Here is an 18,038-nt window from a genome sequence, read left to right on the forward strand (position 1 = left end):
GACAATAAAAAAGAAAATCGGGTGAATCAAAAAGAGAAAAAATTCAAAAAAAATCAAGCACCAAGCATAACCATCAATTTATCAGCACCATAACAAGAAACAAATCCATCCGTTCGGCAAAACGCTCCCGCAAATGCCTCATCCCGTTTTTCAACAACGTTTTCACGGAATTTATAGATATTCCCAACGCATCCGCGACCTCTTGATATTTCATTTCATGAAAAAACACGCTTCTAATAATTTCCCGTGTCTGTTCAGGCATTCGCTCTATTTCAGCCTCCACCTCCTGAATCAACGTGTCGTTCCACTTCACCATCTCCTCCTCAACCACTTCTTCCCGCAACACATCCAGTCGATCACGCAATATATCTTTCTTTTTTAATCGATTCAGGCAACTATTCTTTACCGAACGGAACAAGTAAGTCTTCGTGACCTCACTCCGGATTTTTTGATACGTTTTGTCCTTCCAGAAATTTATAAAAACCTCTTGTATAACATCCTCCGCTTCCTCCTCCGAAATCAAAAAACTAAGGGCATACAAAAACATCGGCTTCGAGTATTCTCTATAGACCTGCTCAAACCTATCCGCCAGATTCATTTTATTCACAGACTCTTCCATGCTCCCCACTACTATTTTGAATTAAAGCTTATATCCTGTTCCATACGTTTCTGCCAACCAAAAACCGAAAAACCGGTCATAAACGTGATACACCCCTCCATCCTTAGTTATAAACTCTCTCTCGAGCAATTGTTTTATCGCGGATTGCACGGAACTCGGCGAATGCAATCCATGCCTTTTGACAAATTGCGTCGAGGTTATCTCCATGGCTTTCCCTTCTTTAGCTATTGCAAACAATACCTCTTTCTGCCTTTCGGGCAACATGGCAACCATACTTTGATAAACAGTTTTATTCGCTTCCACCGTTAAATGCAATATCTGGTCAGCAAGGTTTACCGTCATCTCTTCTCCTGCCTCCACCTGTTCATAAAAACGATTAAACAACATCTGCATATACCAAGTATGCCCCTCCAACAAATTATACACGCGCGTGATACACTCCTCCGTAATCTTTTTACCCGCTTCACGAAAATGATGATACACGAACTCCTTATACCGTTCCGGCCGAATGGCTTCCAGATTCAGAAGAGAAGCACTCTGGTAAAACGGTCTTGATGCCGAAAAAAACATATTTTGCATCATGTGGCGTTGGCTACCGGAAAACACAAAATTAGCATTCTTACATCTTTGAATACACGTGCGCAACATTGCCTCCACGTTTTTCTCCGGGTACTTGGCAATCTGCTGAAACTCATCAATAGCCACGATACAACGTTTATCGGCTCTTTCCAAATACATGAAAATCTCTTCAAGAGATAATTCCGGTTGCTTGATATCTCCAATCCCGATATCAAAAACAGGCTGTCCACTCATTGAGTCTAACTTAAATGCCGGACGCAGTGAACTGATAATGGCAAAGAATTGCTCTATAAACTTCTTCCCCTTGGGCTTCAAGGTTTCAAAAATATGCTTGCCTAGAGCGAACACGAATTCCCTTAACGTACCCGTGGCATAAATATCGATAAAGAACGTGTAGAACTCTTCTTGCACCTGCTTACGATGAAAACAATGTTCTATTAACCCTGTTTTACCCATACGCCGGGGAGAAACAATCACCGTATTACGCTCGTTAAAAAAAGCCCGCGTAAGTTCATCACTTTCCATCTCCCGGTCACAAAAATATTCGGCAGAAACATACCCGCTAATTATAAAAGGATTCCTAACCTTTGCTATCATCATTAGATTATTTAAATTGCAATTATTGCAAATATAATAATTGCAAATCAAATAATCACAAGTATCATAAAAAAACTTGGCTCACCGTAAAAGCGAGCCAAGTTCCCTGTGTTCTATTTTCTATAATGACTATTTCTGCAACGGGAAAGTCAATACCTGTTCTTTGTCTTTCTTCACGTCAGACTTGTTGATTTCTATATTTTCCACCAGAATAGAAGAAGGATAAATGATTGAAGACAACACCTCTCCGTTTGAAAGATAATTGCTTACATTCTCCTTGTTGGAAATATTCAACATACGTTTCAAGTTAGGTAACGTGAATCCGGAAACATCACCGAAACGTACTTGCGTTTCGCTTCCGTCTTTCAAATCCACCCGGTAGATGCGGGAAGCTTTTCCTGCCAAGCCACGCACGATATAAGCGTATTTCAAACCTTCCTCCTTGGCAGCCTTGATCAAAGCGGCTTTCATCTTTTCCGGCTTGGTACCCTTGTCGGCTTTAATATGAATTGTACCGGGAGCCAATGTATAGGTTCCATCCATAGAAGAAAGCGTGAACCGGGAACTACCTGTCGATTGGGGCGCATGTAATGTCGGAACGGTTCCGTTCAACATCGCCTTGAAAATACCGTTCTCCACCAAGGTGATTTCCTTGGGCGGCACGATACCGTCGGCGTCAATATCATAAGCTCCCAATAAAGTGACACCATTGTATTTTTCCAAAGAAGAATAATTCTTCACCGTCAGACGGGTATCGATGATCTTCATATCCAGACGATCATCCAAAGTCTTGATCGGTTGCATACGGTCAGAAGCAGGTTTACGATAAGCGTAAAGAGCACCTCTTCTCAATAAATTAGAGGTCAAAACAGAAGAACTCGCTCCTCCTTCAAATAAAACCGGACCACCGTAATACTCCGTGATAACCGGGGCATTCTTCAACTTGATCAAATTATCGGCAAACGCTTTCACGCCTTTTTTCAACTCATCAAGCGAAGGTAAATCTTCCGGACGGTCTACAATCACGGAATAAGTATCATCGATACGTACACCATCCTCGGTCACCACGTAAGCCGTGGCATACAAGTTGGTATATCTCATCGGTTGTTTCAACACAACACCATCGGTCGTCATTTTATAAATCTCAATATCCGCACCGCTGATATTTACCGATGAATTGTATATATCCTTGTAATCCTTGAAGATGGCAGATAATTCGTTTGCCGTTTTCTCCAACGCGGCACGATCTATCGTGTAAGCGTTTTTAGCTTCCTCGATTTTCGTGACAGGCTCCACTTTCTGACGATCTTTCAAATTCACCTCTTCGGGCGTTCTCGGGTTCGCCTTCAAGTAAGATTCTTTCATGTTGGCAGCCTGTAACGACCACTTGTACATCATATCCGACCCCATCCAATAATTCCTGCGCATGCCGTCATAATCGGGCTCTGCCGGCATCGGCAATTGAGCCGCGACACAGCTATACGCGAAATCGTTATTATTATCATCATTCCCTAAAAACATTTGTACCGCCCCGCGGGAAGACCACGGCGTTTCCGTGAAATTAACGATACCGCCCAACGAGGCTCTCACCTGAAATTGACGAGAACGTCCCAAGGTATAAGAAATATAGTAAGGCGGCTGCATCCCCGGCAACATCAACTGTTCCTTGCTGCGTTGCATCTCATCCTGCATAGCTTTAAAGATCACCTGATCTTGATTATTCTGGGCGGCAAGCGGCGCCACAAGCAGGAAAAACAATAATATCGATAATATATATTTCATTTCAATTTAAGATTTTAGATTTTAGATTTACGATTCCATTCCCCTCTCTCGTAAATCATCATTTTCAATTTTCAATTCTCCATTTTCAATTGTTCGTCGGTGCCGGTAAAATAGGAGGTAAATCCATTGATTTCTGACGACGCTGCGTTTCAATCTTATTTACCAGAATCATCGGGGAACTAGCCGTAACAGGCACCCAACCGGATTCAGCACCACACTCGCCCGTGAACACGCTTGGGGTATCACCACCGCACACGATATTGGAGAACATGGATAACGGGGTTCCGATCAAATCCACTCCGCGAACCAATTCGTCCGGACGACCGTCAACATATATCCGATACACTTCCAACGGGGTCACGTTAAAGGAGTTCAAGCTACCGCCTTCACCGGTCAACGTGAAACCGCTCGTTACTTCTTTGAAATAATAACCGTATTCTTTTCCTTGCTTTTTAGCTTCTTCCAGCAACATCTGACGTAATTCCGCCTCCGTTTTCGGGGCTGTCGTTTCCACCACCAAGTTAGACTGACGGGAAACAGGATCACCACCTCCGGAAGTACGAGCGTGTCCGTTCGTACGGGGAAATCCGTCCAGAGGCACACGACTCATCAGGAACTCCCTTAATATACCGTCTTTCACTACATCTACACGACGTGCTTTTGCACCTTGATCATCATACAGGTAGAACCCGTTCAATTCCTCCCCTGCATAACTACGTAAAGTCGGATCGCAATACACTTGGAACTCTTTCGGCAACACGTATTCACCTACCATTTTCTTGAAGGTCTGTCCACCCGATTTCAAACGATGTCCCTCGATACGGTGACCAAAGATTTCATGGAAGAAAACACCGCTTGCAGGACCGGACAACAATGCCGGACCCGTGTAAGGATCAACGACCGGGGCAACACGCAATACTTTCAAACGCTCTATCATTTTTTTCGCATCGGCAATCATGATGCCTGCATCAGGAAGGTCTTTCAATTCGTAAGCGAAATAAGACATATTCAAAGGCAATTCCATCCCGTCATCCGCTTTCATCGAAGCACTCATCATGACACGGGCATACGTGCGGTTTTGCACCACTTCCGTACCCTCGGTATTCACGAAATAAGTACGCAATACCCGGAAGGTCAAGCTTGTTTCCCCGCTCTGTAATAAAGGTTCACTTTTGAACACGGCGGAAACCTCATTCAATTTCTTTTCCCACGCCGCGATATCGATAGCCTGCTTCTCGGCAGGAATCGGGGCCTCGTAATATTTCTCTACCGGGGCTGCAGAGAAAGAAGGAGCTTTATCCTCGTCGGCAACGCTTACCTTACTCTGCGTCTTCGCCTGCTCGTAAGCTTCCGTGGCAAAATTATAACGTTGCATCACCTCGTACCAGATTGCCTGACGCGTTGCATCAGTCCCGTTCTCGTCATCCAATCCGATATAAGCCATCCGGTAATTCCCGTTCCGGTCAGGCTGAGCCCCCATGGCGTTATATTTAAAGTTATCCAGAATCGTGTCTCCCACCCGAATCTGCGGCACCAAAGAACGCACATGTTGCTCCTGTGCCCGCATCGTCGCCCCGAAAGCACTCGAGATATTCACGGTACGATCATCCATTACCCGAAAATTCATGTGGTAAGGAGGATTCTCCTGCTTCTGCAGCTCTTTCATATCGGCTGCCAACTCTTCCTTCAATAGTTGCAATAACTTGTCCTGCGCCTGCGCGTACGTCTTTTGGACGACAAACAGCGAGAGGACGCAACTAACAAAAATCAATCCTAATTTTTTCATTTCTAATTGTTTTAATCATTTTTCTTTAAAGTTCTCTGAAGAACACGCACTAATTATACCAACAAAATTACACCCCAGATTTCACTATTCAAAATGATTCTACATTAATTCTTTGTTAATTCTTCTACCCTCAACCTACATTTAAAACGCTCCATTTTAACATTTCCATAACCGAAAAAAAATCGCCCGCCAATTACCATGGCGAGCGATTTTATCAAAGATCAAAAAGAGCATTCACTCAACCTTCCCGTTATCAACAACCGTCAATTTCCCACTAAAAATCAAACGCCTATCCACCCTCTCGTCTATCGATTCGGCTATATTCTTCAACGTCCGCTTCACTTTTCCGCTAAAGAGTTTATTCCCTTGGTAAAATATCTCCACGGGCTGTTCGAAATCAATCATCTCATCATTCAACCGAATTATCAATCGCTTGTAATCATTTTTCAGAATCGTGAACGTGTTCCCGTTCCGTTCCACGACGACCTCCATGCCGTGTTTCGCCTCATCCGTATCAACACGCAGCCAATATAAAGAAGGCATCACCACCTCTTCCTGTCTCCACACGACCTTTGTCGGGTTTGGCTCTCGTTGATATTTCGCCATCCAAGGGATTGCCGCACGATCTTCCCGATCCATCCAATGCCCTTTCCCCTTCACGATACGCGTTTCGTGAATATACCCTTCCGGGTCGGAAGCGTGCAAAGAATCCATCACCACTCCTTTCTCGGCAGCCAAAGTATTCCGGTTATAAGCCGCATCCCGTTCCCCCATCCAAATCATGAAAGGGACGTTACGCAAATTAACCTGAGAAGCCTCACCGGGATGCCCTGCCATCATGGAAGCGGCAGCCCAACGATCCGCCATACGGGGAGCCATACGCCACACGCCGTCACCCCCTGCCGAATAACCCAACAGATACACCTTATCCGGGTTCACGTCCATCATCACGACCGCCGTCCGGATCAACTCGTCGAAAAACTCGTCCAACCCCGGCTTAAACCACATATTCCAATCATCCCAAGGCGCCCGGGGTGCCACGTACACACCCTCCGTCGGTTGATACAACTGAATCTGATTCTTCCATTGTTGCGTATTCACAGCCTCCGGGGCGCTTCCCCCGCCATGCATGGAAATATAAAGACTCCTCCCGTCTGCCGGTTTCACCCCGAACACCTTATAATCAAAAGGCATCCGCAACCCCTCCCTACTAAAACATTTCCCTCCCCACATTCGCTCGTTTTTCTTCTTCACCTCTTTCAGCTTCTCGTCAAACAACAAAGTCGCGATTTCCCTTGCCTCCTCCTTATTCAACGCCTTCTCGTAAAAAGCAAATTTATTCAACGGTTTTCGTTCCTCCGCTTTTCTTGCCACCCATGTTTTCACGGCTTTCACTTGCGCGGATACACAGGACGGTGATAACCACACGCTTACAAAAAACAAAACACAAACAATTCTCATCATCATCAAAATCACTAAAATAACACAAAACACAACTTATTTCTCCTCTACCCCTCTGGGTTGAAGAGAAATTTTCGCCCTAAAAATAATGAAATTACACTCGCGACACAATTATCATTAAAGCAAAAAAATAAAAGGTGGGTTTCTAGCATATTCAAATATCCTACCTGAATTAATCATGAATATACTATATATTTTCATGGTATTAAATTTTATTCAAATTCAATTAAATTACTATTTATTTACCTTTAAAATAGGCTTTGAATAGGAGATGAATGGGAGTTGAATGGGAGATGATACAAATTAACTATAAATAATATACAATTTACATATATATTATTTAACTTATTTTATCAGAAACGGGGAAGAAAATCGACTCCATTTTAAACTTAAACAGCCCTTTGAAAGTTCATTATTCAACTTTCAAAAGACTGTTCAAAATTCCAAACCAAGTAAAAAATATACTTTACTTCAAGTTAAGAAATTGTTTATACCACTGTATATATTTAGGGTCAGAAAGAGAATCAACTATCTCTTTCCCCCACGCGTTCCACTCTTCCGTTCTCCCCGGCTCCATCGCGAGGACATTCGCGTATAAATCCGCGAACGGAATCTCTTCCGGCTTCATACCTTTACTTGCTTTCTTGTATTCCTTAACGCTACAAACCTTGTTCTTGAACAGTTTGACAATATTTGCCAACCCTATTAATTGACCCGAGTTCTGTAACTTATTTTGTTTAATAAATTGTATCGTCCTATCTATATCTTCGGCAGTAGTTCTGGCTTTCGCATTATAAAGAACTTGATTTAGGTCGGAATTAATTTGATACGCGACCAACTCATCCACTTTCTCGACACCTGATTTCTCACGAAATTCCTGAATATTCGAAAACAAATAATTCTTCATATCCGAACTAATCATGGAAAATTGAGGGTGATACAGCATCCAAAATTCGGGAGAAACCCTCTGCTCGTCATCAAGCAAAGCGAATAGCTCCACGGCAACAAGCGAAGTTCTCGGGCTAGATATCTTAGCCAGTGCCATCAAATATTTCACCATAAATTCGGGCGAACGCTCACCCATTGCATATCGTGTTTCAAGTTCTCCCACGGCTTTATTATCATCAAAGGTTTCGCTCATCCGTTCGATGAAATCACCTTGCATGAGATTGGACACCCGGTGACGAACATCCCCGTATTTATCAATCATAACCACCACGTTGGGAACAATGACACCATATTTTCTGGCAATTCTAGCTCCATCCCCTTCTCCAACGTGTATTTTATAATTTATAAAGAACTTATTCAAGTAATCCCCCACCTCTTTGCTAGAGAAGAGCTTTTCATTGATAAGTTTTGAAGTTTGACCGTCATTGTGGAAATACAAGAATACATACCTACTCTCGAGCAAAGCTCGCTCCATGACCTCTTTCAGTGATGCCAAATCTTCCCAATACACGCCGTCCTTCCCCGACACTCTTCTGGAAGTGAGCCCTATTTTAATAATCCCCTCTTTAACCACCTCATCTTTCACGGTTTCTTGTGCCCGTAAGGCTATATCTCCCAACATTCTCGTGTGTTCTTTACCATTGGCAAGCGAGATAAATAATTTTGCCGCCTCGAATATCGTTCTTTTTTCCGAATCATCCCATATATCCAAATTGGCATCAAGAATATCCAGATAAGCCCTTTCATCATAATTTCCCCGGGCTTCAGCCAATTCGGTTATCTTCAAAAGAGCCTCTTTACGAGGTACATCGTTATTTTTAAGCAAATCCTTAATAACCGGAACCTTCTCGTATTTTTTCGCTGGTAACTGGTACACGATCATCATGTTCAATTCGGTTATAAACGAATTATAAATCAACTTACCAACCTCTTCTTTCCCGACTTCTTTTTCAAAATATTCCCTATTGGCGCAAACGAACTTCATCTCCTCGCCCTCTATGGTCGTTGCCCGCGAGCGTAACAATGCCCAATAAGTCGGGTTTAGCTTATCCTTTTCTGAAAGTTTTCCCCAAAGGTCATCACCCACGGTTTGAGCCTTCACCACCTCTCCGGAGATAGAGAGCAATTTCCAATATGCCATTTGTTCCGTTTTATCCAGCTTCCCCGACTGATACAGCGTTTCATACTCCGCAATGCTGCTTGCCTTTAAACCACACTCGACGTTTTCAATCAACTCCTCGAGCGACATCGCCCCGACAAGTTTATGCATCAGTTTTCCATCAGCGTTAATAATCAAAAAGGTAGGATACGCGTCAACCCCGTACTGTTTCCCGATAGCCGGACCTTCACCTTTTTCCATATCGATTTTCACGCAAACAAAGTTCTTGTTGAAATAATCACCGGCAGCTTCAAGCGTGAAGACATTATTCGCCATCATCTTGCACGGACCGCACCAAGAAGTATAACAATCCAAAAATATGGGTTTATTCTCTGTCTTCGCTTGCTCGCGAGCTTTCTCTAATGACAATTCCTGAAAGTTGGTTTGAGCGAAGATAACTACGGAACACAAGAGTCCCACAAATACCAATAATAACTTTTTCATTTTCTTTTACTTGTAATATTAATTCTGTTTTTGTTCCCTAGCATTGAGCATATTTCCCAGTCCGATTTGCAAAGGTTGATGCCCGGTATGCTCGTAAGTGTACTCGTGTAATTTCACCACGCGAGCGTATTGTTCCTCCGTCCCGGAACCCGCGATGAAAATTGTCACGGGAAAATAAAACCAAACCAAATCCTCTCCATCGATTTTCGGGAATTCTTTTTCACATAACACGAGTACTTTTTCTATTTTTTCTTTGTTCTTGTTATCCGCCCAAGCGGCACGCAACGCTTGCGCCAAAGAGGCATAAACATCAAGACGTGACCGAGAGTTAAAATGATGAGGTTTCATCTGCTTTATCACTTTATCCAAGTCATCCATCTTTTCCCGACCGCGAATCATATCTCTCAATTTTATCTCAAAAGCCATCGAGATTCTCTCCAACACTTTTTCCTCACCCATGCTCTCGCAAAATTGGTCGAAATGTGCAAACAGGAAATCCATCGGTTCCGAACAAATCGGGGATAATACCTGATTATCATAAATGTACCAATACTCTCTATTCGACTTTTGGGCGTCCGGAACCACCTTGAACAATTCCGCACGTACTTCTTGTGCTTCCGCGATCATTTGGGCTTTCAACAATTCCTGCAAATAATTTGTCAAGAAAGAAGCATCCCGGTTACCCTCCGCGTACTGTTTTCCCAAACTGGCAATTGAAGCCGACATGGCCTCTTCCACCATTTTTTTAAACTCTGACGGGTCAATCGTGGCGCCGACAATTTGATTTTCTAACCCTTGAGCGGTATTCAGTAACAGGAATGTCGGGTATGCCTGAACGTTGAACTTTTGCGCGAGGACTTTGCCATCTTCCTCCGCACCCGTGTCATATTTCACGCACACGAAATGCTTGTTCATAAACTCACCCAACTGTACGTTCGGGAATACATCGGCAGCCATCACTTTACAAGGTCCACACCACGACGTGTAAAGATCTACAAAAACCATTTTCCCTTCCGCTTTCGCCTTTTCACAGGCTTCGTTTAATGTCAATTTCTGGAAATTTGTCTGCCCGAAAACCAGCGCAGAACACAAAATCCCGACATAAATCAATAGAATTTTTTTCATTTCAGTTCATTTTATACAATACAAAACATACTTCTTTCAATTACGGCGATGTGTTCCTCAACGGAAGAGAGTTTGACTCTCTTCCATTAATAATAACACTTTATGAATAAACGAATAATCTATATAGAAACCCCTATTTCCTTCAATACGGACACTATAATTCTATACTTGATCATCACGGCATCAAATGCCCCGTACGACGCTTCGAACTCTTCCGGCGTAGAAGTAAATATCGCACTGATATACATACCGACATCCTGAGTTTCCGTGGGCATATTACCATAATCATAAGGATTCGGGTCTTTCAAGAAACCGACAGTTCTCGGATCAGAGAACCCGTAAGTATTATAAAAACGCCACCCATTACAACCATACAAATCTGCCTGCGTATAGCAGCCGCGTGTCGTCTGATAGAACACTGCCAGTTCTTCAGCATAAGCAGCGATCGGCGTGGCAAGGACTGCATTAAGAACAGCTCCTTTCATGTTCAGCCGTTCCGCATCGCTCATGTCCCCAAATTCGGTAACACGGGAAATCAGCACGGTGTTCAATCCTTTGAAAGCCTCCTTGCTTGTTGCCGGATTATAGGGCGTTAAAGATTTCAACAACAAGAAACTGCGAATTTTAATACTCTCGGGCAGAACAGGCACAATTTCTTCACGCAGGAATTCAAGCCCGTCGACAACATTTTCTCTCGGACATAACTCGTAATCCGAAAACGGATTAGGGGTTTCCGTTCCCCCCAAAGCTGATGCCCCGAACTGCAAGATTTCGTAATGTGTATAAGAATTACCCCAGTTATCGACGCGGGTTTCTTGCCCGATCGTATCGTTATAGAACACGGGAATCCCCGTTTCCACGTAGAATTGATAAATCGCCCGGTCGACAGGATCATCCGAATTTTCAATCGTGAACCAATCTTTACCGAGGTTGGAAGGCGTCAAATTATCTTCCTTGTCACACGCCGTGAATAACACGGACAAAAGCAATACATAAAGGAATTTATTCTTTCTCATAATCAATCTCTTTGAAGTTCTCTATTCGGGCGAATCTCGTTCTGGAGTTCTCCCCGGTTAAATTCAATAGCATAGTTCGGAATCGGAATCATCCAAGCCGCCCGATCTCGCGTATAAGCATTCAACTCGTAATAACCGTTTTCATACCAAGTTCGTGAATTTGCTTCATAAGCATTATTCCGGTGTCGGATAGTGAAATTATCCGGCAGAGGGTGAATACTATTCACGGCATAGCGTCGCAAATCAAACCAACGATGTCCCTCGAAGCAAAGCTCCCGACGGCGTTCATCGCGGATAAAGTCAATCAATGCCCCACCCGTTTCCGTTACCGACGGAGCTACCACGAATCGTTTGGAACGCAACTTTTCCAACTCGGTTTTCGCATCCCCATCCCGGTTCAACATCGCCAATGCCTCTGCCTTATTCAAAATCACTTCCGGCAAACGAATCAAAAAATCCGCCCCAATCTCGTCATTATCATTATAATCCGTCCACGTCTTATACTTATCGGGAATAGCCGCATGCAAAGAATTCTTGAAAAAAGCGGTTCTGCGCAAATCCCCATCGCCATAACATCTCAACAGCTCCTCGGACACTTGGTACGAAAACGCTTGCTCCGGATATGTATAATCCGGATTCGGATTATTCCAATCGGTCGAAGAATTCAAGAATGTCGAAACAACAGCATTCCCCCCCTGCGTGAAAATCGTTTCAGGCGATGTCCATGAAATCACGTTTTTCCCATCTGTCCAACTGTTCAAATCCATCACCGAATAAGCCCCCGACATTGCCTCGTCTGCGGCGGCAATACATGCCTCATATTCTTCCATATACAAATACACTCTCGACAACAGCGCGTTGGCGGCAACTTCCCCAACCCGCAATGTCGAAGAAGGTATTATACCTTCCAGACAAACAGTTGCACGTTTAAGATCCGTGACTATCTGCGAATACACCGCTTCCACCGAACTACGGCTAAAATATTTATCCTCTATATGTTCCGTGATTTTTAAAGGCACTCCGGCATCACGGGACGCGGTAGCTTTGCTATAAGGCATCCCGTAGATATTTACCAACAGGAAATAATAACCTGCCCGAAGAAAATGCGCCTCGCCTTCCACCCTGTTCAACAACTCGATATCCTCTTCTTTCGAACGAAATTCGTCCGCCATGTAAATGATGGAATTCAATACCCCTATACTCTTGTAAAACCGTTCCCAATCATTATCCCTGTACTGGTCATTCTCCAAAGTCAAAAACGGGTCGGAACCCCAATGATAGAAAGAACCCAGTACATTACGCGGGTAATTCGAAGTGTAAGGGAATACCCCCTCCACGAATTCCTCCGCATCATCATCCATCACGTGCAACCACGGGTAATTCATGGTAAGCCCGCTACTGAAACTCATCGTTTCCTGAGTACTGGAAGTAAGGTTCGGCGTTTGCATAAAACATTCACCTCTAAGCAACTCGTCCAAATCCTGCGCCGTGGTTGCATATCGCTGATTCTGCGAATATTCTTCCAAAAAATCACCGCAAGAGCCAAGACCAAGGGCAAGCACCCCGAATATATAAATTAAAACTCTTTTTTTCATCGCTCAAATTTTAGAAAGTGATACTAAGATTACACGAGTAAGTCGGACGTACCGAAAGATTTACACTCGGCGACGAACCGGACTGGGTAGGATCCTGTCCCCGCAATTTTTTATGGGCTATCGTGAACAAGTTCGTTCCCGTCAAGTTGATATAGGCAGACTTAAGACCTAATTTCTTGCAAAACCGATCATCCACGTTGTAACGGAAAGAAAGCGACGATAAGCGCAAGTAATTTCCACTTACCACCCGGATGTCCGAATTGTCATACATCTCGTAAATATTAGATGCAATTGTATGTGTCACATTCGGTCCGCTATTCCACCATGGATTAGTATGGGCTCCCGCAACTGTATTCAACGCAGGAATATTGGTATAATTCTCGTCACCCGGCTTTCTCCAACGATTTACAAATTCACGCCGCAAATTGCTTGACGGATTGGGGTTGGTTGTCCCGTATTCGGTACACAATTTCAACAAACGAATTTTGTTACCCAAACTATAAGCCAGATTAAACGATAAACCGAAATTCCGATACCCGAAATAATTCGAGATTCCCCCTTGCAGGTAAGGCTCACGCCGTCCTGATCTCTCCATTACCTCCAAAAAGACATCTTCCCGTTCCATATTGTTATATTTCTTGCTCAGCTCATCCTGCAATTCATCCTCCGCCCCGTAAAAAATAGGAGAACCGTCTACCGGACTCAATCCTTTAAAGCGATATGAATAGAATGTATTCAAAGGCTCCCCGGCAATATCCACGTCACCGGTCAACATATCAGTATACTCGATCTCATCCCGCAACACGTTATTCCGGTTATTTATCGCACTATTTACCAATTCATTCAACACCTGCCCCAACTGAGGATCTATGCGCCAAACAAACCCTCTCTTCCCGCCATCCAGCCCGGCACGATTGATCGGGGTAAAATTCAAACTCACCTCTATTCCCTTGTTTACAAGCGTCCCGCTATTTACCACGTATTGCTTGGTTCCATTGATTTCGGAAATAGTCTTGGTCAAAAATGCATCCCGTGTCTTTTTATAATAGTATGAAACCGAACCGTTAATCTTGTTTTTCAAAAGCGAAAAATCCAATGTAACGTTCGTGGAGGCTGTCTTTTCCCATCTTAAATCAGGATTCGGGTAATGGGCTACCTTCGAATTAAACTCACCGTATTTCCCTGAATAGTCAATATCTTGCCTAATAATCATATTCGGGGTCTGGTTACTCAACATATTCCCCTGATAACCGAAAGAACCCCTTAACGCGATGTCATCCACCCAATCAACAGATTTCAAAATATCCTGCTTCACGTTCCAACGACCGGACAACGCCCAAATCGGCATCATTCGATCATTTGCCCGTGACCCGAACAAATTGGACGCCTCCCCTCGAATATGCAAATTCAACATATAGCGGTTGTCATAATCGTACCCGGCCATTGCGTACCACGCTACCGAATTCGTCAAATTTTCCGTGATAACCCCTAAAGCATTGGCACTTGCCATAAATTGGTTATAATATCCCGTGTAAGTCTGGGGAATAGAAGAAAACAATTTACCCCGATCTCTATGATACCCACGACGTGTAATATTGAAACCATCGTATCTTTGAGAATTCAATTCCAAACCGGCAGAACCACTCACGTTATGCTTACCCTCTTTTCCTACGTTCTTGACGTAATTTGCTTGCACCCGGGCCATCCAGCTGGTATTGCGCACCTCACTTTTCCGCAATTCACCACCGATAGGACACAAGTCATTCCGTTCCGTCTGGTCGGCACGTAACTTGTGCACGTAATAGGTATCCTCCGTGAAATAAATCTCTTGATTCGTGTTGCTTACCGCGTAAGATAATGTTCCCTCCAGTTTTAAATCGTCGATAACGTTGTAACCGATATGTGCCTGCATATTAATAGCGCTTCCCTTGGTTTTATCCCCGGAATTATCCATTTCGTTCAACACGTTGAAATTAAACACCGGCATAGTGCTACCTGTCCGCTGATAAAAATAACGGGAACCATCGGGATTAAAAGCCGGAACGGCACGACTCATGTTATAAGCATAATCCAAAATGCCTAATTCCGAAGGATTGTAATCACGGCTAGATACATTTCCCTGAAGCTGGAATCGTGCAGTAAAACGCTCGTAATTAGCCGTCAAGTTCAACGTCGTTGAATAGCGTTTGTTATTCTCGCCTTTTATAGCCCCGTTCTCATCGCTCATCCCGAGAGAAGCATAATAGCGGATATTGGTAGAACCACCCGACAGGCTTAACGTATGGTTATGTGAAAACACATCTTGACACACAATATCAAACCAATCCGTGTTCAATGTCTCGTAATACGAAACCAACCGGTTATACTCCTTATAATCAATCGCACCATTGTAATAATCTTGTACCACAGCCTCGTATCCTACCCAGCTATCCACATTGTTATAATAAACACCACGCTCTACCAACTCCCGGGAAACATCTACCCGCTCCTTTGAATTCATCAGATATATAGCCCGGTCACTGTAACGCGGACGCCGTGTAAAAGAAGCCGTCCCGGAATAAGTCACGCTGGGAGGACCAGCCTTCCCTTTTTTCGTCGTGATCACAATCACCCCGTTACCTGCTTTAGCACCATAGAGAGCCGTTGCCGAAGCATCCTTCAACACGTCGATTTGTTCTATATCGTTAGGATTCAATCCCGAAATGGCATTCCCCAACAGATTCACGAAGTCCAAGTCATTGATTTGTGCCGGATCCACGTTCACCGGATCGGTCAAAACCACCCCGTCCAGCACCCACAACGGCTCCCTATTGCCCAGAACAGTCGAAGTACCCCGTATCCTCAATTTCGGTGCGGCACCCACCTGACCGGAGTTCTGCATGAAAATCATACCCGGAATACGTCCTTCCAACATCTGGTCGATGGTGTTCACTCCCGCAACCCTTATATCATCCATCTTGATGGTTTGCACGGCACTGGTCAATTTACGCTTATCAATATTCTGATACCCGGTTCGCACGATCACTTCATCCAATTGTTCGGCTGATTCTTTCATGACAACACGAAGAGTATCCTGCCCCGTGTATTTCACTTCTTGTGTTTCCATCCCGATAAATGAAAAAAGCAACGATATATTCTCTGCTTTCGGTAAAGTCAACGAGAACGCTCCCTTCGTATCGGTAGCTGTCCCCAGCGTCAAACCTTTCACGATAACAGTTACCCCGGGAAGCGGCTGTTTTTTCTCGTCCGTCACTTTTCCCGTGATACGTACGACTTCCTTTTTCTCGTCATTTCCCTTGCCCGATACAATAATAATCACACCTTGCTCCACGCGATAAGCTAAATTCACTTTCCCGAGAATCGCATCCAATACCTTCTCCAACTCCTCGTTCTCGAACTTCGCAGAAACATCTTTCACCTTTTCTAATTCGTTGTGATTAAAAAAGAATTTATAGCCCGTCTGCTGGCGTAATTCTTGAATTACATCCAACATGCTTACATTCTCGACATCCAAGTTCACCCGCTTCTGCGAGTAAGTTGCCGCCGAAACTTGTAATAGTAAGAGCACCGTAAAAAAACACGTCAGTTTCATCACTAAAATCATTTTTTTTAGACATACCCACTTAGCGGGGTAGCCCTCGTTTCGATTTTTTTTCATACATTTGTCTTGTTAATGTTAAGATTGATACAAAGATTAACACATTTTCAGCCGGCAGGTGGTCGCAACACCTTCCGGTTTTTATTTATTACATTTTTACAGTTATAGTATTATCCTTTACTTCAAAAACCACGTTTGTCGTCATGGATATAATATTCAATATGACCTCGCAGTTATTGTATTTTTCCAAGTCACCCGTGAAAACTAAATCCTTGACTCGCGGGTTTTGATAAAAAACTTTCACATCATACCAACGAGCCAGTTGTTTCATGATATTTTCCAATCTCTCGCCCTCGATAATCCATTTCCCCTCAGCCCATGCCGTGTAGATTTCCGTGTCTACTTTCACGACATCCGCTTCCCGGGTTTCTTTATCGTAGGTTACTTGTTCTCCGGGAGTAATTACCAATGCATCCGGCATTCCTGTTCCTTGGAATGCTACCTTCCCCTCTACCAGCGTGGTTTGCACGAATTCTTCATCGGGATACGCGTTCACGTTAAACACCGTTCCCAAAACTTCGACCTCTCCATTTTCCGTTTCCACGATAAAAGGATGCCCCGTGTCCTTTACCACTTGAAATAAAGCCTCACCTTCCAATCGTACCCTTCTCTCTTTCCCGATAAACCTCTCCGGGAAACTCAATTTCGAATCGGAATTCAGTTTCACACTTGTCCCATCTGCCAATACCAAATTGTACTCACCTCCTCTTGGAATAACAAGTGTATTATATTCCTCTTTTTCCTGTTGCATATCTCGAGAGGTCACCATTTTTTGCTTGTACTCCTCAACCACCCGTTCCAAGACGGACGAATCGGTCAATGCAATTTGTTCTCCCGAATTAAATACTAAAAACGCTTTCATCGTACCCGGTTTCAACGGTTTATTCACGGCTACCGCCTCCGGCTGTTTTACCCGACTATCCGACATCCAATACGTGAATCCCACCCCAAAAAGTATAAGCACCGCTGCTGCATACCCGATTACTTTCTTCCATAAAAATTTACGGGAAGACTTATCGGTATAAGTAACGAACTCCGCCCACGCACCTTCCGAATCTACTTTCCGGGACTCCTCTCCCGTGTAGTACACGTCAAAGTAATGCTTCGCCTTCCGGTAATATTCCCGGTTCGCTTCATCCTCCGCAAGCCATTTCTCCACTAGCTGATTCTCCTCTTCCGAAGATTCATGCAATAGCCGTCGCACAATGATATCCCAATTTATATGCATCCTGTTTGTCATAGTTTCATCACAATTACACATCTAAGACA

The 18,038-nt window shown here is 43.8% G+C and carries 11 protein-coding genes; all 11 read right to left on the bottom strand.

What is annotated here, in order from left to right; all coding sequences use genetic code 11:
- Positions 1 to 73: 73 nt before the first annotated feature.
- Positions 74 to 619 carry an RNA polymerase sigma factor gene (locus tag H8S64_RS09325; protein WP_186975862.1) on the bottom strand — a complete coding sequence of 182 codons (546 nt, stop codon included), beginning with the start codon at positions 617 to 619 and terminating at the stop codon, positions 74 to 76.
- Between the two features lie 21 nt (positions 620 to 640).
- The gene (locus H8S64_RS09330; RefSeq protein ID WP_186975863.1) at positions 641 to 1,795 is read right to left on the bottom strand and encodes an AAA family ATPase; all 1,155 of its coding nucleotides are present in this window, start codon (positions 1,793 to 1,795) and stop codon (positions 641 to 643) included.
- Positions 1,796 to 1,924: 129 nt separating this feature from the next.
- Positions 1,925 to 3,577 (bottom strand): hypothetical protein, encoded by a 1,653-nt coding sequence (locus H8S64_RS09335; RefSeq protein WP_186975864.1) that lies wholly within the window; start codon positions 3,575 to 3,577, stop codon positions 1,925 to 1,927.
- 85 nt (positions 3,578 to 3,662) lie between these two features.
- Positions 3,663 to 5,363 (bottom strand): TldD/PmbA family protein, encoded by a 1,701-nt coding sequence (locus H8S64_RS09340; RefSeq protein ID WP_186975865.1) that lies wholly within the window; start codon positions 5,361 to 5,363, stop codon positions 3,663 to 3,665.
- 234 nt (positions 5,364 to 5,597) lie between these two features.
- Positions 5,598 to 6,827 (bottom strand): alpha/beta hydrolase, encoded by a 1,230-nt coding sequence (locus H8S64_RS09345; protein WP_255469493.1) that lies wholly within the window; start codon positions 6,825 to 6,827, stop codon positions 5,598 to 5,600.
- Positions 6,828 to 7,290: 463 nt separating this feature from the next.
- Positions 7,291 to 9,375, bottom strand: coding sequence for a thioredoxin family protein (locus H8S64_RS09350; RefSeq protein WP_186975866.1), 2,085 nt, complete (start codon positions 9,373 to 9,375; stop codon positions 7,291 to 7,293).
- A gap of 18 nt (positions 9,376 to 9,393) precedes the next feature.
- Entirely contained in the window at positions 9,394 to 10,500 is a 1,107-nt protein-coding gene (locus H8S64_RS09355; protein WP_186975867.1) for a thioredoxin family protein, read from the bottom strand.
- 119 nt (positions 10,501 to 10,619) lie between these two features.
- Positions 10,620 to 11,516, bottom strand: coding sequence for a hypothetical protein (locus H8S64_RS09360; protein WP_186975868.1), 897 nt, complete (start codon positions 11,514 to 11,516; stop codon positions 10,620 to 10,622).
- A 2-nt stretch (positions 11,517 to 11,518) separates the two neighbouring features.
- Positions 11,519 to 13,111: a RagB/SusD family nutrient uptake outer membrane protein gene (locus H8S64_RS09365; protein ID WP_186975869.1), complete on the bottom strand. Its 1,593-nt coding sequence runs from the start codon at positions 13,109 to 13,111 to the stop codon at positions 11,519 to 11,521.
- A gap of 10 nt (positions 13,112 to 13,121) precedes the next feature.
- On the bottom strand, positions 13,122 to 16,769 hold the full coding sequence (locus H8S64_RS09370) for a SusC/RagA family TonB-linked outer membrane protein (protein ID WP_186975870.1): 3,648 nt from the start codon (positions 16,767 to 16,769) through the stop codon (positions 13,122 to 13,124).
- A gap of 88 nt (positions 16,770 to 16,857) precedes the next feature.
- On the bottom strand, positions 16,858 to 18,009 hold the full coding sequence (locus H8S64_RS09375; protein ID WP_255469494.1) for a FecR family protein: 1,152 nt from the start codon (positions 18,007 to 18,009) through the stop codon (positions 16,858 to 16,860).
- Positions 18,010 to 18,038: the final 29 nt, after the last annotated feature.

Origin of the sequence: Butyricimonas hominis (assembly GCF_014287455.1) — a bacterium.
In the GTDB taxonomy this organism is placed as follows: domain Bacteria; phylum Bacteroidota; class Bacteroidia; order Bacteroidales; family Marinifilaceae; genus Butyricimonas; species Butyricimonas muris.